The following is a 20,812-nucleotide window of genomic DNA, read 5'->3' on the forward strand; positions in this document are numbered from 1 at the left end:
GGCCCGCCGCTATTGCGGCGGGGTGCGGGAAGGCTTGCCGTCGGCGCCGGTGAAGGGAAACAGGCCCGACTGAAAACATTGAGTCATGTGCGAGGCCTTGGCGATCGCCTGGTCGCCCTGGGCCTTGGGCATGGTTTCCCGAACGCTTTCGGTGAAAAGCTGCAGCCAGCGGGCGAAATGCTCCGGCTCGACCGGAAGATTGACATGTACGCCGAAAGGATGGCCGTCGTAGCGCTCGGTGCGGAGCAAGGACTTCGACCAGAAGTTGGCGACGATGTCGCGGTGTTTTTCGAGGTCGTGGATCGTATCGGCGAAGATCGGGCCGAGCAGGGGATCGGCCGCTCCTTTTTCGTAAAAGACCCTCACGCATTCCTTTATCGCGTCTTCCACCGCGGCGCATTCGGCCGCGTCTTCCACCGGCGGAAACTCAAATTGCATTCTATCCTCCTGCGCGCGATTGCGCTCCCCGACAAGCAAATCCTGCGCCGCGGAAAACACCCTTATTTTTCAATGAGATTTGTCTCATTGTTCGACGCATTGTCGTTTTCTTTACAGCTTTGGCCGGCCGGCTCAGTTATATTGTCGTCAATATAGCTTTTTTGGCTGGGAGAGGCGCGCCAAAGGACCACAGAATTGCATAAGCGGTTATAATCAAAGGACTGCCGCATCTGGCTCGGCGCTTGCTTGCACAAAATCGCCAGGCGGTTCTTGCTCGCAAAACCATTGCGAGCCGCGGTCGCCCGCTTGAAATTTCAGGTTGAAGCGGTTTTCCGAAAAATGGTCTGCGACCACATCGGGAGCTTGCTTTCCATGGAGACCAGACCGATGCGCGACGGGACCATATTTCGCCTTTTCGCCCAGCCGAGCCGCCCCCTGGCGATCGTGCTCGGAACAAATGAAATCGCATCGGCGGTCGCCGTACGGCTCGCCTGGGACGGTTATTTCGTCGTTCTCAGCCATGATCCGCATCCGCCCGTGATCCGACGCGGCATGGCCTTTCATGACGCCCTCTACGACGATATGGCGAAGGTCGACGGCATCGAGGGCCGGCGCGCGGAGAGCCTTCTCGACATCGCCGTGCTGCTCGGGCAGCCCGGCTGCGTGGCGGTGACGCCGCTGCAGCTCACTGAATTGATGGCGATGCGCGCGCTCGACGCTCTGATCGACGCGCGCATGCAAAAATATCAGGCGACGCCCGACCTGCGGCGCATCGCCCGCGCGACCGTGGGACTCGGCCCCAGCTTCGTCGCCGGCGTAAATTGCGATGTCGCGGTCGAAACCCATCCGCAGGCGACCGGAAGCCTTCTGAGCGCGGGAGCGACCCGCGCGGCGGACCATGTCGCGCGCCGGTTGGGCGGAGCCGGGGCTGAGCGCTTCATTTATTCCGACCGCAGCGGGCCTTGGCGCACGCCGCTCGACATCGGCGCCAGAATATTCAAAGGTTATGTGATCGGTCATCTCGACGGCATGCCCATGCGCGCGCCGATGGACGGTTTTCTGCGCGGCGTGGCGCGAGACGGCGCGGAAATTCCTTATGGCGTCAAAATCGCCGAACTGGACCCGCGAGGCCGCAGCGCCGAATGGACCGGCACGGACGAACGCGGGAGAGCCATCGCCGACGCGACGGCGGGGGCGCTGCGGAGTCGTATCGCTCCGCGCCTGTCTTCAAATGCGATCGCCGAATAGCAAGAGGACTTATGGCGACGAAACCGTCGGAGAAACCATCGCTTCTTCCCAGCGCGGAGACGAAGGCCCCTGCCCTGATCGAAGTGACGTTGAACTTTCCGAACGGCGGGAGATTATCGCCTGAAGACATCATGCTGATCGAGGCCGTGCGCAAGCAGCGCTCCATCCTCGGCGCCAGCCGTGCGACCGGCGTTTCCTATCGCAAATGCTGGCTCGTCGTGGACGCTATGAATCGCACTTTCGAGACCCCCGTATTTGCGACTTTTCCCGGGCGTCGCGGCGGCGGCGCCGAGCTGACGCCTTTCGGCGAACGCCTCGTGGCGCTCTACGGCTCCATTACCCGTCGCGCCGGGAACGCCGCTGCTCCCGCGCTGGATGAGTTGTCATCCGCGCTCGATCCGGCGTTTCAGCGCTAGCTGGAGCATGTTCCCAATAAGTGCGAAGCGGTTTTTTAGAAAAGGACTGCTCCATCAAGGAGATTCGGAGCGCGTTCGACTGCGGACTTCGGTGCGCCTCCATAGCACCCGCCACGCCATGCCCGGCACAAAAGGAAAGCGCGGCGTCGCCGCCGCGCTCTCTGTGTCTTTGCGCCGCCTGCCGGCGAGCGCCGATCGACCGCTGCCTATCAGGGCGTGACGGAGAAGCCCGGAAGAACCTGGGTGCCTTCGATCTGAACCGCCTGCAAATCCTCCGGCTGGAGCCCGACGGCCTTCAGGATGGTCGGAGCGACCTGCATGGTCGTCACCGGCGTGGTCACGACCCCGGGGCGCAGAAGCGGATTGGACAGAAGCAGCATCACATTGGTGTCGTCATGCGCAAAGCCGCCATGTTCCGCCTGCTTCTTGCTGCTGCCGGTGTAGGTGACTCCGACATTCGGCGCGACGATGATGTCGGGCGTGCGCGGGTCGCCGTAGGGCGGCAGGCCCGGCGCGTTGAACAGCTGCGAGAGCGCCGGACCAGAGAAGATCTGGCCGATGCCGGCGATATTGTTCGAGGCCGGCGACTGCGACTCGAGCAGGGCGACCGCGCCCGGAACCGAGCAAGCAGCGCTGCTGTTGTTCAGCCAGATCAGCGAAACGTCATCCTCGGTCGGACCGATGCCGTTGCTCGAGGGCGACTCGGACGCAGGCAGGCAGCCGGCGGTGTCCAGAATCGTGGCGGGCGAGGTCGTGACCGGTCCGTTCGTGGTGATTTCCGTGAAGCGCGGATTGTCCACGGGGCTCTGGCCGTGTTTCGCCGTAATCACGATCATCGTGTTCAGCAAGGAATTCGTGGCCTTCAGCGCGCCGATCATCTGGCCGATCGCGCTGTCCACGAACTGGATCTCGCTGAGCAGAGCGGGCGTGGGCGTGCCGGCATTGTCGAGATAACCGCCCTTGACCTTGGGATTCAGAGTCTTCTCGATGAGCTTCTGGCCGATGCTGACCGACTGGAAATTCATTCCGAACAGATTGGGGTAGAGCGCGTGGCGCGAGCCGTCATGCGTCGTGCGGTTGATCTGGTTGAGGATCGCGTTGACCTTCAGCTGATCGTAGCACTGGATGTTCTGGAAGCTGACGGTGTAGTCGGCGCTCGATCCCACCGCGGTCTGGTCGGGAAGCGGGCTGCAGCTGAGGCCGCTCGCGGTGGTGACGCCCGGCAGGGAAACCGGAATCGAGTTGATCTCGGGCGAATAGAAGTCGTCGAGATTGCCGCCGTTGCCGGGGCCCGCCACCGACGAATAGGACGGATGCTTGTCGGCCCAGGCGGTATAGCCGCCGGCCGCCTTGATCACGCCGAAAATCGTGTTGGTCCGCACGAAGTTCCAGGGATAGACCGGCTGGCAGTTGTCGGCCGGATCGCGCGGAAGCTTGTTGGGATCGATCGAGGCGATGCCGCCGTCGCCGCCGGTAGGCCCGACGCCGTTGAGATAGGCCTGATTTATGTCGATGCCTTCCTCATATTCGGTGGTCGTGCCGGTCGGAACCTGATTGGGCTTGCAGCTTCCGGCCTGGACGCCGTTGCCGGTCGTGACGGCCGGGGGCTGCAGGGAGCGGTCATAGGCCACGTCGTAGAAGGCGCCCACGGTGCGGGGCGAGCCGCCGCTCACGATGGCCATCAGCCCCGGGAAAGAATCCGACGGGCGGGGAGTCGAAGCGTCGAGATAATTGACGCCGGTCGCCTTGAGGCTCGCGAGATGGGGGCAATAGGGCTGGCCGTTGTTCACGGACGGAAGACCGCTGGCGCAGTTGATGAAATCCAGCGAATGCATGCCGTCGATGCTGATCAGCAGAACGTGGCGCACCAGACCGCTGCTGTAGTTCGGCGAATTCTGAGCAAGGCTCGGCGTCGTTCCGGCCAGGGCCGGTCCCACGCTGGTCGAGGCCAATGCCGCCGCCGTGACGGAGGCGAGCAGACGATTCTTCATTTTGGACGGTCTCCCTATTGAAAACAGTTTCAATCGGGAGCGCATGTCTCACCACAGCATTACAGCGAGATGACAGGAACAGGAAAAAAGCAGAGAAAATAAATCCTTGTCCCGCCGTCCAAATTAAATGTATCGGCTCCCGATCCTGTGCGGGCCGCGTTTTGGGAGATCGCGGCGCTCTAAAAGGCCGAAAGGCTCAGGGGTTGTATGTCTCGCTTTGGGAGGTCGCCTCGCCATGGGAGCCATGGCTCGACGAGAGACGCTCGCCGAGCGCGAAAGCCACCGTGGACGCCACGAAGGTCAGGTGAATCCCCATGTAGAAATAGAGATCCCGGTCGGAGGTCTCGGACAGATCCATGAAGGCTTCGAGCAATTTGATCGCCGAGATGGCGACGATGGTCGAAAGGAGCTTCAGCTTGAGCTGCGAGAAATCGATGCTCCCCATCCAATCGGGCCAGCCGGAGAATTCCGTTTTTGAAACGCGGGAGACGAAATTTTCGTAGACCGAGACCGAAACAAGAACGAGAAGCGCGCCCGTGAGCGTGACGTCGATGATGTTCAATATTTCCAAGGTTACATGGTCGCTCTCATCTTTCGCCAGAATGGCGACGACGGTCAAGGTCTTCTTGGCCGCATTCACCATCAGCGCCGCGAGACACAAGGTCATCATGACGAGAAAAGGCGCGAGCAGCCAGCGCGACATCAGAAGATAATATTCGAACAGACGTTTCAGCATCGGCCGCAGGCTTTGCTCAAGGTGGGATCAGGCGGGGCACATTGCATGCGAGGCTTTACCTTAGCGTAAACCGCAAGGGTTGAAAGCCTTTTGCGGCGGCGAGCCCGAAAAGGTCGCGGGATGCAATCAGGCGACCGTCCGTGCGAAACCTTCGCGGATTTCGGCTTCCTTGAGCTTGCGCCCGATGAAAACCAGCTTGGAACGGCGCTTTTCATCCGCCCGCCACTCGCGCTGCAAATCGCCGTCCAGGATCATGTGCACGCCCTGGAACACGAAGCGGCGGGGCTCGTTCGTGAAAGCTATGATGCCCTTGCAGCGCAGAATATCGGGCCCGTCGCGCTGTGTCAGCTCGTTCAGCCAGGGCACGAAACGCTCTGGATCGACCTCGCCGCCATGCTCGATCGCGACGGTCTGGATGTCTTCGTCGTGATAGGCCTTCAAGGCGTGGCTGTGTTCTTTGTGGCTGTGTTCTTCATGGCCATGATCTTCGTGGTCGTGATGATGATGATCGTGGCCGCATTCGGGGCCGCACTCGTGATCGTGGTCATGATGATGGCGATGCCCGTGATCGTGGTCGTGATCATGCTCTTCGACGACAAGAAAATTCGGCTCGATTTCGAGAATGCGGTCGAGTTCGAAGGCGTTCTGATCCAGCACGGCGCTCAGCGGCACGTCGGCCTTTACGGCGCGCAGCAGCCGGGCGTAAGGATTGACCCCGCGGATGCGCGCCTCGACTTCCTCCAGTTCTTCCGGCGTCACGAGATCGGTCTTGTTGAGCACGATCACATCGGCGAAGGCGATCTGGTTCTTGGCCTCGGGCGCGTCCTTGAGGCGGTCGAGCAGCCATTTGGCGTCCGCCAGCGTCACCACCGCGTCGAGCCGGGCCGCGTCTTTCACGTCGGCATCGACGAAAAAGGTTTGCGCCACCGGAGCCGGATCGGCGAGCCCCGTGGTTTCGACGATGATCGCGTCGAATTTGCCGCGCCGGCGCATCAGCCCTTCTATGATGCGGATGAGATCGCCACGGACGGTGCAGCAGATGCAGCCGTTGTTCATTTCGAAGATTTCTTCATCGGCGCCGACGACGAGGTCGTTGTCGATCCCGATCTCGCCGAATTCATTGACGATCACCGCATAACGCCGCCCATGCTGTTCGGTGAGGATGCGGTTCAGCAGCGTGGTCTTGCCGGCGCCGAGATAGCCGGTGATGACGGTCACGGGGATCCTGTCGGTCAAATCGATCTTCTCCATTGCGGGACCGGCGGGCCCTGGGCTCTCGCGGGCGACGCGCGAGCCTTCCCGTCACCGCCCCAGCGCTTTCACCAGCTCTCTTACATTATGGAGCATCATAGCGATATAGTCCGGCGCGGGGCCTCCCGCCGGCGAAAGCGCATCCGAATAGAGCGCCCCGCCCATCCTGGCGCCGGAATCGGCCGAGATCGACCGCGCGAGGCGCGGATCTACGACATTCTCCAGAAATACGGCTGCGACTTTTTCCTTCCGGGCCGCATCCACTATTCGGGCGACATCCTTGGCGCTCGGCTCGGACTCGGTCGAAAGCCCCTCCGGCGCTATGAATTCTACGCCATAACGGGCGGAGAAATAGCCGAAGGCGTCATGGGTCGAGACGACACGGCGACGGTCGGCAGGGATCGCCCCGAGCTCGCGTCTGATCTCGGCGTCGAGCGCCTCGAGCTCTTTGAGATATTGCGCCGCATTGGCGTCATATAGCGCCGCGCGCCCGGGGTCTGCGGCGGCGAGGCCGTCGCGGATATTCACCAAATAGCGGCGCGCATTGCCGACATCCTGCCAGGCGTGGGGGTCCGGCGCGCCTTCCAGCTCTCGCGGCGTGACGCCTGCGCTCGCGACGACGACCCGGGCCTTCGTCCCCGAGGCCTTTATGAGCCGGTCGAGCCAGCCCTCGAAGCCGAGGCCGTTGACGAAGACGAGCTTGGCGCGCTGGAGCTTTTTGCCGTCGGCCGGCGTCGGTTCGTAGACATGGGCGTCGCCGTCCGGGCCGACGATCGTCGAAAGCGAAACCGCGGAGCCCCCTACCTGCTTCACGAAATCCCCAAGGATCGAGAAGCTGGCGACGACCGGGATCGGCTCCTCGCCGCCGAGGGCGCGGCTGAAGGGCGCCAAGGCGGCCCCTGCGATCAGTGCGCGACGGGTCAGGCTCATGATCACCTTTCGAGATGGCGGCGCGGCCGGCGCAGGCGCATCAGCCCGCCGGCGCCGCCGAAGCCCAGGGAAAAGAAATAGATCGCGCCCGCCGCGAGGATGATGGCGGGACCGGCCGGAGCCCCCGACCCGAACGAAAAAACCAGCCCCGCATAGCTCGAAAGCGCCCCGAGCGCCGCGGCGAGCGGAAGGGCCGCCGCAAGATCGCGGGTCCAGAGCCGCGCCGCGGCGGCCGGAAGCATGATGATTCCCACCGCCATGAGCGTGCCGAGAGCATGAAACCCAGCCACGAGATTGAGCACGACCAGAGCCAGAAACAAAAAGGGAATCGTCTCCCCCAGCCCGCTCGCGCAGCGCAGGAACAGAGGATCGAGCGTGTCGAGCGCCAGCGCCCGGAAAAAGAACGCCAGCGTGAAGAGCGTCAGCGTCGCCACCCCAGCGAGCAGGAGCAGGGCCGCGTTGTCGAGCGCCAGCGCCGAACCGAACAGCACATGCAGGAGATCGACGTTGGAGCCCTTCAACGAAACGATGCTGACACCGAGCGCCAGCGACACGAGATAGAAGGCCGCGAGCGAAGCGTCCTCGCGCAAGGCGGTGAAACGCGCGGCAGCGCCCGCCGCGAGCGCGACGACCAGCCCGGCGACGAGGCCGCCGATGGTCATGGCCGGCAGCGAAAGGCCCGCGACGAGATAACCGAGCGCCGCTCCGGGAAGAATCGCGTGGGAAAGCGCATCCCCGGCCAGCGACATGCGCCGCAGGACGAGAAACACGCCGAGAGGCGCGCCCGAAATGGCGAGGGCGATGGAGCCGACCAGCGCCCGGCGCATGAAGGCGTAGTCGAGAAAGGGCGCGATCAGCAGATCAGAAAGCATTGGCGCGCCTCGCTTCTCCGCTGTCGCGGCCGCAAACGGGCGCGGCTTCGTCCAAGGCCTCGACCATGCCGCGCGCCCGGGCGAGATTCTCGCTCGTCAGCGCCTCCGCGGTCGCGCCCCAGAACACGGGCTCCCGCGCAATCAGCAGGGTTTGGGGAAAGACGCGCCGGACGAGTTCGTAATCATGCAGCACCGCGACGACGGTGCGGCCTTCGTCGCGCCAATGGCCGATAAGATGCAGGAGATCCTCCGTCGTCGCCTCGTCAACCGCGCCGAACGGCTCGTCCAGCAGAATCGCCTGCTGGTCCTCGACGATCAGCCGCGCGAACAGCGCGCGCTGCATCTGGCCGCCCGAGAGCGTGTCGAGCCCCCGGCTCTCGAAGCCTTCCAGCCGAACTGCGGCGAGCGCCGCGCTCACCCGCTCCCGCTCGGCCTGATCCAGGCGGCCGAACAATCCTTTGCGCCGCAGGGCGCCGAGGCTCACGAAGTCCAGGACGTCGATCGGAAAGGAACGGTCGATCTCCATCGCCTGGGGCAGATATGCGATGTCGCGGGGGCCGAGCCCGCCGCGGTCTATGCGCCCCCCGAGCAGCGGGATGAGCCCGGCGATTCCCTTGAGCAGGGTCGACTTGCCGGCGCCGTTGGGGCCGCAGACGGCCAGCAGGGCGCCGGCCGGTATGAGTCCGGTGAGATGATGCACGGCGGGGTGACGGTCGTAACCCAGCGTCACATCGGCAAGGCGAATGGGTGCAGCCGCTTGCATCAGCTCATCGCCCAAAAAACGGCGGCCCAAAGAAGCGCGACGACGATCGCCGCGTGAAACAGCCGCTCGAGACCGGAACGCCCGAGAGCCGATATGCGCGGCTCCGCGCGCCCGGGAATCGCGGCTGGGCGATGACGGGCGTGGTCGTGAGCATGGGCGGTGGTCGGCGGCGAATGGCTCATGCGGAATGTTATAATATAACCGCCAGACGCCGCCAAGCGCCGCGGTTTTGGCGGCCCTGATCCGGCATTTGAGCCCCAAAACCCTAATTCCGGATGGACACCGCGGCCCGATTCTGTTAAGCCGGCTGCTACGGATCAGGCGCTCCGTCAGCGCCCGGTTTACTGTTCCCTCCATTCTAGCCCCCGGCCGCAACACGCCGGCCGCTGCAACCAAGGATCGCTTCGTGCAAGTTCTCGTTCGCGACAACAATGTCGACCAAGCTCTCAAGGCGCTGAAGAAGAAGATGCAGCGCGAAGGCATCTTCCGCGAAATGAAGCTGCGTGGGCATTATGAGAAGCCGTCCGAGAAGCGCGCCCGCGAAAAGGCGGAGGCCGTGCGCCGCGCCCGCAAGCTCGCCCGCAAGAAGCTGCAGCGCGAAGGCCTTCTGCCCATGAAGGCGAAGCCGGCTTTCGGCGCCGCCCGTTGACGATTGATTAAGCCTACGGGTCCAAATATCGCGTCATCGGACCGCTTGGCCTGACGAGCCGCGCCGGGGCGAATCGGTTTTATGGATATCGTTGGGGAGGTTCAGTCGGCATGGGCGAGAGTTTGTTGGCGGCCGGCCGCAGATTTCCCCAGCTCGCCCTGCTCGGCGCCGGCGCCCTCGCGGCGCTCGCGCTGGCGGGATGCGAGACCGCCGGCGGCATTCGGCCGCCCGGGCGCGGCATAGCCGAGGTCTCGGACACCGATCCCAAGGCGGCCTCGGCCAATATCGAATCTCTCTCGGACGTCATCAGGCGCAATCCTTCCAGCGCCGAAGCCTATAATACCCGCGGCGTCGCCTATGCGCGCACCGGCCGCTTCCCGGAAGCGATCGACGACTTCACCCATTCGATCCAGCTCTCCCCCAACAACGCGGCGGCCTACACCAATCGCGCCCTGGCCTATCGCCAGACCAAGCGCGACGATCTCGCGCGGATAGACTTCGATCGCGCCATCTCCGCCAATCCGAATCACGCGCCGGCCTATATCGGCCGCGCCAATCTCTTGCGCGCGCAGGGCAGTCTGGATCAGGCGCTCGCCGATCTCGACGCCGCCATCCGTCTGAACCCCGAAAACGCGCAGGCTTTCCATGCGCGCGGCCTGATACACCAGAAACGCGGCGACAACGCCCGCGCCGTCAGCGACTTCGACAACGCCATCGACCGCGATCCCTTCGCCGCGGCGCCCTATCAGGCGCGCGGAGAAAGCCTCGTGAATCTGGGCAAATACGACAAGGCGATCGAAGACTTCAACGCCGCCCTCAATGTCGACAGCAAGAGCGCGGTCGCCTGGGCCTGGCTCGGTCTGGCCTATGACCGCAGCGGCAATCGGGCCAAGGCTCAGGAATCCTACCAGCGCTCGCTCAATCTCGATCCGAACCAGCCCATCGCCCGGCAGGGCGCGCACGGCTGACGGCCGTTCTCCCCCGCGGAGAGGCGGCGCGTCGCGCAAAAACACCTCCTCATTCCGCGCGGCGCGCGCGAAGCCACTCCACCGCTGCGGCAACGGCGAGCACGAACACGCATCCGGCCGCCGCGCTCAAGGTCTCGAACTTCGCCTCCTCCAGGCCCATATGGCTCCATATGGCGTCGCTCGCCGCCATCTCGCCTGCAACCCAGCCCAAAACGCCCGCGCCGGCCCAGACCAGCGCAGGGAAGCGCTCGAGCACCTTGAGCAAGGCGCCCGCGCCGAACACGACGATGGGCACCGATACGGTGAGGCCGAAAACGATCAGCTCCATGCGCCCCTGCGCGGCCGCGGCGATGGCGATCACATTGTCGAGAGACATCACCGCATCGGCGACCACGATGGCCGTGACGGCGCCCCAGAGATCTGTTTTTGCCTCGACGCCCGAGTGGTCGGTTTCGTCGACCAGCAGCTTTATGGCTACGCCCAGCAGCAGCAGTCCGCCGATGACCTTGAGCAGCGGCGCCGCCATGAGCTGGACAATGACGAGCGTGAAGATGATGCGCAGAACAACGCCGCCGAGCGCGCCGAGGATCACGCCCCAACGGCGCGTCTGCGGGGGAAGATGGCGACACGCCAGCGCGATCAATATGGCGTTGTCCCCCGAAAGCAGAATATTGATCCAGATAATCTCGAGGATTTCCAAGGCAAACTGGCTGTAGCCGGACATCTATGGTTTTCCGTTTCGAACGGGGCCTTCGCCGGCTGCCCGCAGTCCGTGGGTAGAAAGAAACGACCGGCGCACGCTACGGCGCTCATCCGCCAGACGGGTCTTCCGTCGAGGAGAAATCACAAGGTTGAGCGCATTCAGAAGTCGATCGGGCGGCGGGTCGGAGTTGAACTCTACCGACCGCCAGCGCGATTTCTCGTTTTCGCGATCCCGAAGAGCGTCCCTGGACGCCAGACCACGCGACACGCCGGGAGAGCGCAGAAAGACGTCCAGAGCCGTTTAATATTACTGCTTTTGCTGCGCCAGCGAAAGGAGGTCCCGCAAAACGGAGCTCTTCTGGGCTGCTTGACAAAGTTTCAAAGCTCCGAAAAGCTGCATGTTGCGTTGAGACGCACCCAGCGCCCGACGCCATTAACGCCCGAAGAGGCGAAACACGGGAGGAAGTCATGGGTTACCTCATTCCGGGAGTGATGATCGCGATCGTCGTCGGCGGCGCTCTCATCCTGATGCGCAAGTCGTCCTGATCGGCAGCGAGCGGCTTTCCCTCTAGCCGCAGCACCCGCGTCGAACGATAGGAGCCGTCAGCGTTCCGCCCGCTGGCGGTCTCTTTATTTTCAGGCCACGGAATGCCGCCGAATGGCGAAACGATTTTCCCCTACACCACCAGCAGCGCTTTGCCGTCGTCGCCGCTCACGCGCAGATCCAGCATCTGGCCCGGCGGCAGGCCGGGGGTGTGTGCGAGGGTGAAATCCTCCGCGCGGGCGGCGCCGCCCCGCTCGGTCAAAAGGCGCAGCGTCTTGCCATGCTGAGCGGAAAGATGCGCCTTCCGCCGCTCTTCCCCCAACGCGCGCAGCCGCGCGGCGCGCTCCTTTATCTCCTCGCTGCGCACGGGAGGCATTCGCGCCGCCGGAGTCTGCGGACGGGATGAAAAAGGAAAGACGTGAAGATGCGTCAATCCGCACTCTTCCACGAGGTCGAGCGTGCGTCGGAACATCGCTTCGGTCTCGGTGGGGAATCCGACGATGAAATCGGCGCCGAAAACGATGTCGGGCCGCATCGCGCGCAGTTCCTCGCAAAAGCGAACCGCCTCGCTGCTGGAATGGCGTCGCTTCATCCGCTTCAGAATCAGATCGTCGCCTGCCTGCAGGGAGAGATGCAGATGAGGCATCAGCCGTTTTTCCTCCGCGATGGCCGCGACGAGATCGGGGTCGGCCTCGATGCAGTCGATGGAGGAAATGCGCAGACGCTCGAGTTCAGGCAATTCCTTCAGCAGCAGTCGCACCAGACGCCCCAGCGTGACGCCGTCGCCAAGGTCTGCGCCATAGGAGGTGAGGTCTACCCCGGTCAGAACGATCTCCCGCTTGCCCGCTTCCAGCAGTCCTCGCGCGCCTTGAAGAACCTCCGGCGGCGGCGCCGAGCGCGAAGGACCGCGACCGAACGGAATGACGCAGAAGGTGCAGCGATGGTCGCAGCCGTTCTGGACCGAAAGAAAACCGCGCGTGCCTTCGCTCGCGGTGGCGGCGCGGGCGGCGCTCCAAGCGCTGCTCTCGCCGGCGTTGAGGCTCTTGTCGGCGTTGGCGATGACCCGCGCGACCCCCTCCAGCCCGGCGAAATCCGAAGGCGCGATGGTGGCGGCGCAGCCGGTCACGATAATTTTGGCGTCGGGCCGCTCGCGGTGCAGGCGGCGGATGCTCTGGCGCGCCTGACGCGAGGATTCGGCGGTGACGGCGCAGGTGTTCACGATCACGAGATCGCTCTCGCCCGCGGCGCGGGCCTGGCGCGCCAGCTCCTCGGATTCGACGATGTTCAGCCGGCAGCCGAAAGTGACGACGTCGACCGCCGGCGCGGACGCCTTCACGCGGCGCATTCCTCGAACATGGAGGCGTCGAGTTCGGTCTCGAATTCGAATTCGACGGGGCCGGTCATCAGGACGTGATCGTCCTCGCCCCAGGCTATGGCGAGATCGCCGCCCGGCAGCTTTACGACCGCCTTGCGCCCCGCCCGCCCGGTGCGGGCCGCAGCGACGACAGTGGCGCAGGCGGCGGAGCCGCAAGCCCTGGTGACGCCCGTGCCGCGCTCCCAGACCCGCAGCAGGATCGTCTCGCCGGTAAGAAGCTGGGCGAAGGAAATATTGGCGCGTTCGGGAAAAAGCGGATGGCGCTCCAGCGCCGGACCGAGCGTTTCCAGATCCACCGCAGCCGCGTCCGGGACGAAGAACACCGCATGGGGATTGCCCATGTTGACGGCGCAAAAGAAGTTCGGCGCGCCCTGGACCTTAGGCTCCACCATTACGGCCGTGGTGTCGGCGACATCGCGCGAAAGAGGAATCTCGCGCGCGGCGAGTCGCGGGCGCCCCATGTCTATGGTGAAGACCGTCTCGGCCTCGCGCCGGCTTCGAACCGGCCCGGCGTCGGTCTCGAGCAGCAGCCGCTCCGGGCCGCCGTTGCGGGCGAGCGCATAGGCGACGCAGCGGGTTCCGTTGCCGCATGCGGCGGAAAGCGAGCCGTCGATATTGTAGATTCGCATGGCCGCGTCGGCGCCCTCGCCGCGAGGGTCGTGCAACACCATGAGCTGATCGAATTTCAGGCCGGGCTGTCGCGCGATGGCGCGCGCCTCCTGGGGCTCCAGGACGATGTCCGAGCCGCGCAGATCCAGCACCAGGATTTCATTTCCGATTCCGTTCATGCGCAGGATCGGACGACGGTCGAGCTTATGGGTCATTGCCCGTGTTTGTTGATTTGCCGGTGAAAACGTCAAGCCGCTCCTGTATAGAAGAAGCGCCCCCCGCGCGCCAGAGTGGGGGAAAGACATAAGGACGCATCAATGGGCTTTCTCGACGAGTTCAACGATTTTCGGTCCACTTTGCGCCGTCTCGCGGGCCACTGGCGTTTCGTCGGCGCGCTGCTGCTTTTGCTCTCGGTCGGCGCGTTTTTCGTGCAAAAGAAATTCTTCCCCGCTGCCCCCGCCCCCACGACCGCGGCCGGCCCCGAAAAGCCGGAAGAGAAGTCGGCTCCGACCGACAAGGGCGAAGCGGAATCGCCAGCGGAAAGCGTGCAGAGCCAGATGGTCGAGGTGCCCGCGCGCCCGGTTCTCATGATCAAGGGCGAGGGCAAATGGGACGACGCCGCCAAAGTGCTCAGCGACGGCATAGGAAAAGTGACCGAAGCGGCCCGGAAGGCCGGACTGGCGGCGAGCGGCCGCCCCCTCGCGGTCTTCACCAAGACCGACGACAACGGGTTCCAGTTCCAGGCCATGCTGCCTTTGGCCAAGGCCCCGGACGGCAAGACAAAGCTCGCCGAGGGGATCGAGATCGGCTCCTCGCCCGACGGCAAGGCGCTCAAATTCGAGCACCGCGGCTCCTATGACGAGATCGACGCCACCTATGAGGCGATCACCGCCTATCTCGACGAGAAAGGCCTCGACACCAAGAATCTGTTCATCGAGGAATATCTGACTGACCTCAACCCCGCCGAAGACGCCAATGTCGACGTCGACATTTATGTCTTTGTGAAGTGAGGCGATGGCCTGCAGCCGGGACGCGGCGATTTTATAAGCTGCCAGTCTGCTCTTATTTCAGACTGGCGGCATAGGTTGTGCTACGAGATAATAGACTTCTTGTTCGTTCCGATTACTCTACGGACAAACACCTAGCGTCGCGCAGAGAACGCCGGCGACGCCTTCCTGCAACATGTAAAATCTAAAGACTGGATGCTCGCCCGGCAAAACAAACTTCGTGATGGGCTCGGCGAGAGCCATCCCGTCTTCGCTGTTGGTCAGGATCACGAGACCGTCTCCAGTTTTTGCCGATGCAATGGCGAAGGCTCTGTAACCGGGATTGTTGCCCCACTGAAAAATCAGAGTGTCGTTTGCAGTCTGCTCAATCCCCCAACCGAGGCCCCAACTGAGGTGAAGGCTCTCATCGACCGGAACCGCGGATGCCAAAGTGGTCCTGATCAGATTCTTGTCGGCGACAACTTCGGCAATAAAACGCCCATAATCCTTTGCGCTGGTATAGAGCGTCGCCGGCGCAATCGGCTCGGAGAACGTCAAGGTGGAGTTATCTTGGCCGTTGTCGCCGCGCTGAAAATGCCCCTCGAATTCTGATCGCCAAACATAACTGCTGTCGTTCATGGCGAGTGGCCGGAGCGCGTAGCTGTCCATCAACACATCCAACCGAGTTCGCGTGATAGCCTCGACAGCGCGTTGCAATAGCACGTAACCCTCTCCTGAGTATTGCCAATGACTACCAGGCGTAAAGTCAAACCCCAGTGGACCGTCGCTCCAATTTGGAAGGCCGGACGTGTGGTTTAGGAGCATTCGCACCGTTGTGACGCTCAACCGCGGATCGGTAACCGGACTGGTTTTGGCGTCAAAGTTTGACAGGAACGGATAGGGCCGGGAAAAATATCCTTGCGGCAGGTAACGCATTACAGGGGCGTCAAGGTCAATTTTTCCCTGTTGCGCCATTTTGAGAACGACATAGGCGAATACGGGTTTGCTCAAAGACGCGGCTTGAAAGATGCTATTCGAGTCTATCGGCGAAAGGCCTCGGCAGGCTGAAGCGGTCTCGGTTTGCTCAACTTTTCCCGCCCTGACGACTGCGACCGCGACGCCGCAAATATTGTGTTTTTCAGCAAGAAATTTCAGAACTTCGCCAAGGCCCGCCGCAGGCTTCAATTCTGGAATTGAAGTGCAGGCCTGAAGCAAGGAAAGCGTCAAAAAAGACAATGATATGCGCGGGAAGGACCCGAGCAATCGGGAAAAAAACGCCAGGCTCAAGAACGTGAGCTCGCATACTTTGTTCCGCAAGAAGAATCCTCATATCAGTAGCGTGTTTTGGTATATTCGTTGCCGCACTGGGTCGAAATGCAGCTTGCTGGGATGCTGACTTGCACTCGTGCAGATCAACGACTTGGTGGAGCCGGAGGAGTTGCGGCGTTCTCCTGCCCATCCTCCGTCGTTTTCTCGGACCTGTATTCGAGAATATCGCCTGGTTGGCAGTCGAGAACTTCGCAGATCTTCTCCAGCGTATCGAAGCGCACGCCCTTCACCTTGCCGGATTTCAGCAGGCTGACATTCTGTTCGGCGATTCCGATCCTGGCGGCGAGATCGCGCGAACGCATCTTGCGCTTGGCCAGCATGACATCGAGATTGACGATTATCGGCATGGTCAGACGAACTGCGCGTGGTCGTCCGCGATCTCGGCTGCGCTCTTTTGTATATGCGCGAGCGTCAGCAGAACGAGCAGCAGCAACAAAATCGCGAGATCGTCGGGCTGGATGAATATATTTAATATGCGCTGCCGCTGACCCGGCGGGAAATGCAGCGTGAGGATCACGGAAACAAGCGGCCGCGTAAAAATCGCCAGCGCCTGCGCCGCGATGCCGAAAGTGGCGAGCCGCCGCAGCCATTTCGTGGCCGCGAGCGAGAAGATTTCGCCCTCGAGATAGAAGCTGAACAGACGCCAGGCGCTGTAGCAGGCGTAAGCGACGAACAGCCAGATGACGAGGTTGACCCCGAAGGCGCCCGCCTGCTGCCAGGCGCCGATTTCGGATAGATCCCTTTGCAAGAGCCGGCCATAACCAGCGTTGATCGCCGAAAGATCCGACCAGTACCTCGCCTGAAGAAAGATCACCCACAACGCATAGACGATCGCGGCGTAACGGGCGCCTTGGCAGATCCAACCGATCTTTTCCCGCAGGACTTGTTGGCTCTGCAAGGGTGCGAGAATGTCGGGGTCACGCATGGCCATTGGTTTCTCCTTTTGCAATGGCTTCATATTGACAAACTATTTTTTCATGTCAAACATTAAATTATAGATAGAGGATGATATGAGGCAATGATGCGCCCGCTTCTGGCTCTTCCCCTGTTGCTCGCAGTCTCCGCCTGCAATGGCCCGTCGATCGCCACCCAATGGAAGCTGCGCAACTTCAATATTGCGACAGCCGATCTGGCGCAGACCCGATTTGCGCTCGGCGGTCCGCCCTGGACCATGGCGACGCCGGAGAGGGCCACGCTCGAAGTGAGATATTGGCGCGACGGCGACGACGAATCCGAGGCGAGGACAGTGGCCTTGCGGTTGCAGAAAGCGGCGCATCCTTCAGATGTCGAAGCGCTTGAAAAGGCGGGCGGACCGCAATCGCTCGCCGTTATCGAGCTTACGCCCGCGAGTCTCGCGGCGGCGCGCGCCGCGCAGCAGGAGACGGCGCGCCTCAAAGCGGAGGGCGCGAAAACGCGCGGCCGCATTCACCTTGCCGGAAATCTCGGTTGCCGGCGCGAGGATATTGCTGCCGGCCCCATCCCGATCGATGTTTTCATCCACGCTGACGACGAAACCGGCTGGCTGCCTCTCAATTCCGGGCTCGACGTCCGCCAGAGCGCCAAAGACGAAACCGAACTGAATGAATTTCTCCCGCCCTGCCCCGGACGTCAGGCGAGAACGCGTTGAAAGCGCAAGGATGTTGCAGCTTTGCAACATGCGGCGAGAATCACGAGCCTTTGAACCAGAGCCGGTCCAAATTCCCGATTTTCCGCTAAAGTCGTTCCAAACAGCAGCTGGAGGGCGCTGCGAGAGAACCAAAAACGGTTTTTCGCCTGAGGCTGCTTCGACTCTCGGGAATGTGATCGCCTCATCCACATTCGGGCGATTTGGTCAGAAGGCAGAGCGATCCAGGGCGCGTTCAGCAAAAGCCGATGTGCTTTTGCGGCAAGGATGCGCTCCAACCATTCGAAGCGGCGAGATTTGCGTCGATCGAAATGCGCACTAGGGGCTGGACCATGTATTGGGCGTTCGACTGGGTCTGGGGACTGCCTCTGCTCGTCATCACGATCACTTTTCATATTTACATGTTCGTAATGATGGAAAAGAAGCTGATCCGCCGCCCGCGCGGGCGCAGGGTGCTGCGGAGCCTCCCCGAGTATATTGCGCCTTTGGCCCTGATCGGATTGGGCGCGGCGCTGCTTCACGGGATCGAGGCGAGCGCCTGGGCCGCGCTTTATGTGCTGGTCGGCGCCCTCCCGGATCCCGGCGAAGCCATTCTTTATTCACTGAACGCAATCACGAGCTATGGCCACGCGGAGATTTTTCTTGCACAAAGGTGGCGACTGCTCGGCGCGATCGAGGCGATGAACGGCCTTATTCTGTTCGGATTGACGACGGCCTTCCTGTATGCGGCGATCGGAGTGGCTCGCGCCCCTGCGCAAAGTTAGGCGAGATCGCGGCTCGTATGTAACTGGTGAGTATCGGAATGACGGCTTCGCAGACCCCCAGATTTTCATTCCTTGCCGCGGCTTTCGCCATGTTGCTGCTGTCGGCCTGTTCCTCCACCGACAGAGGAAAGCCGGCGCCGGCAGCAGAATGGCGCAAGGCGACCGTTCTCGGCATTCCGAACGGGCGATTTTACGTCGACGAACCGGCGGCGATGGCGGCGGAGCAGCAACGCGCGCTGGTCCGCGAGGCGAAACTGAACGGCGTCCCCCGGGGCGGAACCCTGCCCACGGCGAATATGCTGGCGCTCTCGGGCGGCGGCGACAATGGCGCCTTCGGGGCCGGCCTGTTGGTCGGCTGGACGGCGCATGGCGATCGGCCGCAGTTCAAACTGGTCACGGGCGTGAGCACCGGCGCGCTGATCGCGCCTTTCGCTTTCCTCGGTCCGGAATACGACGAGCCGCTGACCGACGTTTATACCCATATCGACGCCGCCATGGTCTATGAAAAGCGCTTCGCCCCCTTCGCGGCGCTGGCGCAGGATGCGCTGTCCGACAGTCACCCGCTCTACGAGACGATCTCGCGCCATATCGACGCGACGGTTCTCGCCAGGATCGCGGCCGAATACGACAAAGGGCGGATACTGCTTCTGCAGACCACCGATCTCGACGCCGGCCGCCCCGTGCTCTGGAACATCGGCGCCATTGCGGCGACCGGCCGCCCGGAAGCGCTTGATCTCGTAAGGCATATCATGCTTGCGTCCGCCTCGATTCCCGCGGCTTTCCCGCCCGTGATGTTCGATGTGGAAGCCGAAGGCGTCTCCTACCAGGAAATGCACGTCGACGGCGGCGCCGTCAGCCAGGCCTTTCTCGTCCCGCCGACTCTCAATACCCGCGCAGTGCTGGAGAAAGCCGGCTATCGGAGAAAAGGCGTCAACTCCTACATCATCCGCAACGGCCGCCTGAACACCACCTGGAGCGACGTGGAAAAAAACACGCTCACCATCGCCGGGAAAGCGGTGTCGACGCTCATCAATTACAATGGCGTCGGGGATCTCTATCGCATGTATATGGTCACCATGCGCGCCGGCGGAACCTATAACCTCGCCTATATGGAAGACGACTTCCAGGCGCCGCATCCCGAGGATTTCGATCCGACCTATATGAGGGCGCTTTACCGCTACGGCTATGACAAGGCGGCGAAGGGCTATCCCTGGGAACATGCGCCGCCCGGATTCCAGAAAAGCGAGAAGTAACTTTCGCCGCCCGTTCGGCTGCAGGTCCGCCGCGGTCAGGCTGGCTTGCGCCGCGGGCGTCCGGCGCTCATTTTCGCAAAAGCAGACATGCTTTTGCGATAAAAATCCGCGCCAACGATATGATCGGGAGCGATTTCTCATCGACCGGACGAGTCCATCGGGTCGGGAGACGCGCCAGGCGCGATAACCGCAAGATCGCAACCCCGGAGGCCCCATGCCGATTTACGCTTACGCTTGCTCGGATTGCTCGCATCAATTCGAAACTCTGGTCCGCTCGGATGAGACGCCCGCCTGCCCCAAATGCGGAGGCGAGAAGCTGGAGCGGCAGATGTCCCTCATCGCAAAACCCGCTCCGGGCGGGCCGAGCGACGCCGCGGGCGCGCCGGCGAGCTGCGCGGCGATGAACGGCGGAGCGCCGTGCGGCGCGGGCTGCCCTGCCTTCGGCGACGCCGCCTGAGCCATACGCCGGGGACACAGTCCCGAATTTTCGGTTTGCATGACGCGTTCGGCGGTTGACAAGGCGCGCAATAATGGGATGCTACCGGCGCAAGAAGCCTGCGCCGCGCGCAGCTTGGCGCCTCGCGTGGGGCGTTCAGAAGATCATTTGCTTACGCCAGAAGCTTTGGCGGTATCAAGAGGAGAACATCCATTCGCCGTCCAGTGAAGAGCTCTGCGGCCCCCACCAAGGAAGGCCCCAGAATTAACAGGGAGATTCGCGCGCGAGAAGTGCGACTGATCGATTCCGAAGGAAAAAACCACGGCATTGTCCCGTTCCTCGACGCCCTGGGCCTAGCCGAGGAAGGGGGGCTGGATCTCGTCGAAATCGATCCGAATTCGCAGCCGCCGGTTTGCAAAATTCTTGATTATGGCCGTTTTCGTTTCCTTGAACAGAAGCGCGCAGCCGAAGCGCGCAAGAAGCAGAAGATCGTCGAGGTCAAGGAAATAAAGCTTCGCCCCGGCATCGACGACCACGACTACGACACCAAGATGAAGGCGGCCCGCCGCTTCTTCGAGGAAGGCGACAAGGTCAAAGTCACCTTGCGCTTCCGTGGCCGCGAAATCGCCCACCAGGACCTCGGCTACCGTCTGATGACGAGGGTCAAGGCCGAAACCGCCTCCATCGCCAAGGTCGAACTCGAGCCCTCGATGGAAGGACGGCAAATGATCATGGTCCTGTCGCCGCGCTAGGGCGCATTCTTTTCGCGGGAGCCGATATGCTCCTGCGACAGGAGTGCGCTCCAACTGTCTGATCCGGCGCGATTTCTGATCGATCGGACGATCCCGTCCGATCGGAAAGCGCGCTAGAGCGCATTCCGCAAATGCTGATATGCTTTTGCGATAGGAATGCGCTCCAACTGTCTGAT

General features: G+C 62.5%; 24 protein-coding genes. 10 read left to right on the forward strand and 14 right to left on the reverse strand.

The features are described from left to right. Positions 1-9 precede the first annotated feature (9 nt). Positions 10-438 (reverse strand): group III truncated hemoglobin, encoded by a 429-nt coding sequence (locus H2LOC_RS07965; RefSeq protein ID WP_136495914.1) that lies wholly within the window; start codon positions 436-438, stop codon positions 10-12. Between the two features lie 372 nt (positions 439-810). Between H2LOC_RS07965 and H2LOC_RS07970 the strand changes: the two genes are divergently transcribed. Together H2LOC_RS07970 and H2LOC_RS07975 are read left to right on the forward strand one after the other, a co-directional pair. Next, positions 811-1,686 carry a xanthine dehydrogenase gene (locus H2LOC_RS07970; protein WP_425487327.1) on the forward strand — a complete coding sequence of 292 codons (876 nt, stop codon included), beginning with the start codon at positions 811-813 and terminating at the stop codon, positions 1,684-1,686. Between the two features lie 11 nt (positions 1,687-1,697). After that, positions 1,698-2,102, forward strand: coding sequence for a winged helix-turn-helix domain-containing protein (locus H2LOC_RS07975; protein ID WP_136495915.1), 405 nt, complete (start codon positions 1,698-1,700; stop codon positions 2,100-2,102). A gap of 209 nt (positions 2,103-2,311) precedes the next feature. On the opposite strand, the gene H2LOC_RS07980 is transcribed toward H2LOC_RS07975, so the two are convergent. From H2LOC_RS07980 to H2LOC_RS21510, 7 genes are all read right to left on the reverse strand, one after another. Then, positions 2,312-4,093, reverse strand: coding sequence for an alkaline phosphatase family protein (locus tag H2LOC_RS07980; protein ID WP_136495916.1), 1,782 nt, complete (start codon positions 4,091-4,093; stop codon positions 2,312-2,314). 196 nt (positions 4,094-4,289) lie between these two features. Continuing rightward, positions 4,290-4,829, reverse strand: coding sequence for a YqhA family protein (locus H2LOC_RS07985; protein WP_202620548.1), 540 nt, complete (start codon positions 4,827-4,829; stop codon positions 4,290-4,292). A 126-nt stretch (positions 4,830-4,955) separates the two neighbouring features. After that, the gene (locus tag H2LOC_RS07990; protein WP_136495917.1) at positions 4,956-6,065 is read right to left on the reverse strand and encodes a CobW family GTP-binding protein; all 1,110 of its coding nucleotides are present in this window, start codon (positions 6,063-6,065) and stop codon (positions 4,956-4,958) included. Positions 6,066-6,131: 66 nt separating this feature from the next. Continuing rightward, positions 6,132-7,010 (reverse strand): metal ABC transporter substrate-binding protein, encoded by an 879-nt coding sequence (locus tag H2LOC_RS07995; RefSeq protein WP_136495918.1) that lies wholly within the window; start codon positions 7,008-7,010, stop codon positions 6,132-6,134. Positions 7,011-7,012: 2 nt separating this feature from the next. Beyond that, positions 7,013-7,882, reverse strand: coding sequence for a metal ABC transporter permease (locus H2LOC_RS08000; RefSeq protein ID WP_136495919.1), 870 nt, complete (start codon positions 7,880-7,882; stop codon positions 7,013-7,015). Beyond that, entirely contained in the window at positions 7,872-8,645 is a 774-nt protein-coding gene (locus H2LOC_RS08005) for a metal ABC transporter ATP-binding protein (protein ID WP_136495920.1), read from the reverse strand. Before H2LOC_RS08005 ends, H2LOC_RS08000 begins: the two co-directional genes overlap by 11 nt. Beyond that, entirely contained in the window at positions 8,645-8,827 is a 183-nt protein-coding gene (locus H2LOC_RS21510) for a hypothetical protein (protein ID WP_136495921.1), read from the reverse strand. Before H2LOC_RS21510 ends, H2LOC_RS08005 begins: the two co-directional genes overlap by 1 nt. 224 nt (positions 8,828-9,051) lie before the next feature. On the opposite strand from H2LOC_RS21510, the gene rpsU reads away from it, so the two are divergent. Together rpsU and H2LOC_RS08020 are read left to right on the forward strand one after the other, a co-directional pair. Then, positions 9,052-9,294: a 30S ribosomal protein S21 gene (gene rpsU / locus H2LOC_RS08015; protein WP_136495922.1), complete on the forward strand. Its 243-nt coding sequence runs from the start codon at positions 9,052-9,054 to the stop codon at positions 9,292-9,294. Positions 9,295-9,404: 110 nt separating this feature from the next. Next, on the forward strand, positions 9,405-10,262 hold the full coding sequence (locus tag H2LOC_RS08020) for a tetratricopeptide repeat protein (RefSeq protein ID WP_136495923.1): 858 nt from the start codon (positions 9,405-9,407) through the stop codon (positions 10,260-10,262). A 49-nt stretch (positions 10,263-10,311) separates the two neighbouring features. Here H2LOC_RS08020 and H2LOC_RS08025 read toward each other — a convergent pair whose 3' ends face one another. From H2LOC_RS08025 to dapF, 3 genes are all read right to left on the reverse strand, one after another. After that, positions 10,312-10,986, reverse strand: coding sequence for a TerC family protein (locus H2LOC_RS08025; protein ID WP_136495924.1), 675 nt, complete (start codon positions 10,984-10,986; stop codon positions 10,312-10,314). A gap of 655 nt (positions 10,987-11,641) precedes the next feature. Continuing rightward, positions 11,642-12,844 carry a tRNA (N(6)-L-threonylcarbamoyladenosine(37)-C(2))-methylthiotransferase MtaB gene (gene mtaB / locus H2LOC_RS08030; RefSeq protein ID WP_246207073.1) on the reverse strand — a complete coding sequence of 401 codons (1,203 nt, stop codon included), beginning with the start codon at positions 12,842-12,844 and terminating at the stop codon, positions 11,642-11,644. Continuing rightward, positions 12,841-13,707, reverse strand: a complete 867-nt coding sequence (dapF, locus tag H2LOC_RS08035) for a diaminopimelate epimerase (RefSeq protein WP_136495926.1) — start codon at positions 13,705-13,707, stop codon at positions 12,841-12,843. The genes mtaB and dapF overlap by 4 nt, the downstream gene beginning before the upstream one ends. A 102-nt stretch (positions 13,708-13,809) precedes the next feature. Here dapF and H2LOC_RS08040 point away from each other — a divergent pair, with 102 nt between their 5' ends. Beyond that, the gene (locus H2LOC_RS08040) at positions 13,810-14,502 is read left to right on the forward strand and encodes a GyrI-like domain-containing protein (protein WP_136495927.1); all 693 of its coding nucleotides are present in this window, start codon (positions 13,810-13,812) and stop codon (positions 14,500-14,502) included. Positions 14,503-14,619: 117 nt separating this feature from the next. On the opposite strand, the gene H2LOC_RS08045 is transcribed toward H2LOC_RS08040, so the two are convergent. The 3 genes from H2LOC_RS08045 to H2LOC_RS08055 form a co-directional block, all read right to left on the reverse strand. Beyond that, positions 14,620-15,765 carry a serine hydrolase domain-containing protein gene (locus H2LOC_RS08045; protein WP_162009722.1) on the reverse strand — a complete coding sequence of 382 codons (1,146 nt, stop codon included), beginning with the start codon at positions 15,763-15,765 and terminating at the stop codon, positions 14,620-14,622. 125 nt (positions 15,766-15,890) lie between these two features. Continuing rightward, the gene (locus H2LOC_RS08050) at positions 15,891-16,154 is read right to left on the reverse strand and encodes a helix-turn-helix domain-containing protein (RefSeq protein ID WP_136495929.1); all 264 of its coding nucleotides are present in this window, start codon (positions 16,152-16,154) and stop codon (positions 15,891-15,893) included. A gap of 2 nt (positions 16,155-16,156) precedes the next feature. Further along, positions 16,157-16,738 carry a DUF2975 domain-containing protein gene (locus H2LOC_RS08055; protein ID WP_162009723.1) on the reverse strand — a complete coding sequence of 194 codons (582 nt, stop codon included), beginning with the start codon at positions 16,736-16,738 and terminating at the stop codon, positions 16,157-16,159. 87 nt (positions 16,739-16,825) lie between these two features. Here H2LOC_RS08055 and H2LOC_RS08060 point away from each other — a divergent pair, with 87 nt between their 5' ends. The 5 genes from H2LOC_RS08060 to infC all read left to right on the forward strand — a co-directional run bounded on the left by H2LOC_RS08060 (position 16,826) and on the right by infC (position 20,636). Further along, positions 16,826-17,434: a hypothetical protein gene (locus tag H2LOC_RS08060; protein WP_136495931.1), complete on the forward strand. Its 609-nt coding sequence runs from the start codon at positions 16,826-16,828 to the stop codon at positions 17,432-17,434. A 308-nt stretch (positions 17,435-17,742) separates the two neighbouring features. After that, complete coding sequence (locus tag H2LOC_RS08065) at positions 17,743-18,195, forward strand: hypothetical protein (protein WP_136495932.1); 453 nt, start codon at positions 17,743-17,745, stop codon at positions 18,193-18,195. A gap of 38 nt (positions 18,196-18,233) precedes the next feature. Continuing rightward, positions 18,234-19,448 (forward strand): patatin-like phospholipase family protein, encoded by a 1,215-nt coding sequence (locus tag H2LOC_RS08070; RefSeq protein ID WP_136495933.1) that lies wholly within the window; start codon positions 18,234-18,236, stop codon positions 19,446-19,448. A gap of 214 nt (positions 19,449-19,662) precedes the next feature. Next, on the forward strand, positions 19,663-19,905 hold the full coding sequence (locus tag H2LOC_RS08075; protein WP_136495934.1) for an FmdB family zinc ribbon protein: 243 nt from the start codon (positions 19,663-19,665) through the stop codon (positions 19,903-19,905). Between the two features lie 203 nt (positions 19,906-20,108). Beyond that, positions 20,109-20,636 (forward strand): translation initiation factor IF-3, encoded by a 528-nt coding sequence (gene infC, locus H2LOC_RS08080; protein WP_136495935.1) that lies wholly within the window; start codon positions 20,109-20,111, stop codon positions 20,634-20,636. Positions 20,637-20,812: the final 176 nt, after the last annotated feature.

The organism is Methylocystis heyeri (assembly GCF_004802635.2).
Classification (GTDB): Bacteria; Pseudomonadota; Alphaproteobacteria; order Rhizobiales; family Beijerinckiaceae; genus Methylocystis; species Methylocystis heyeri.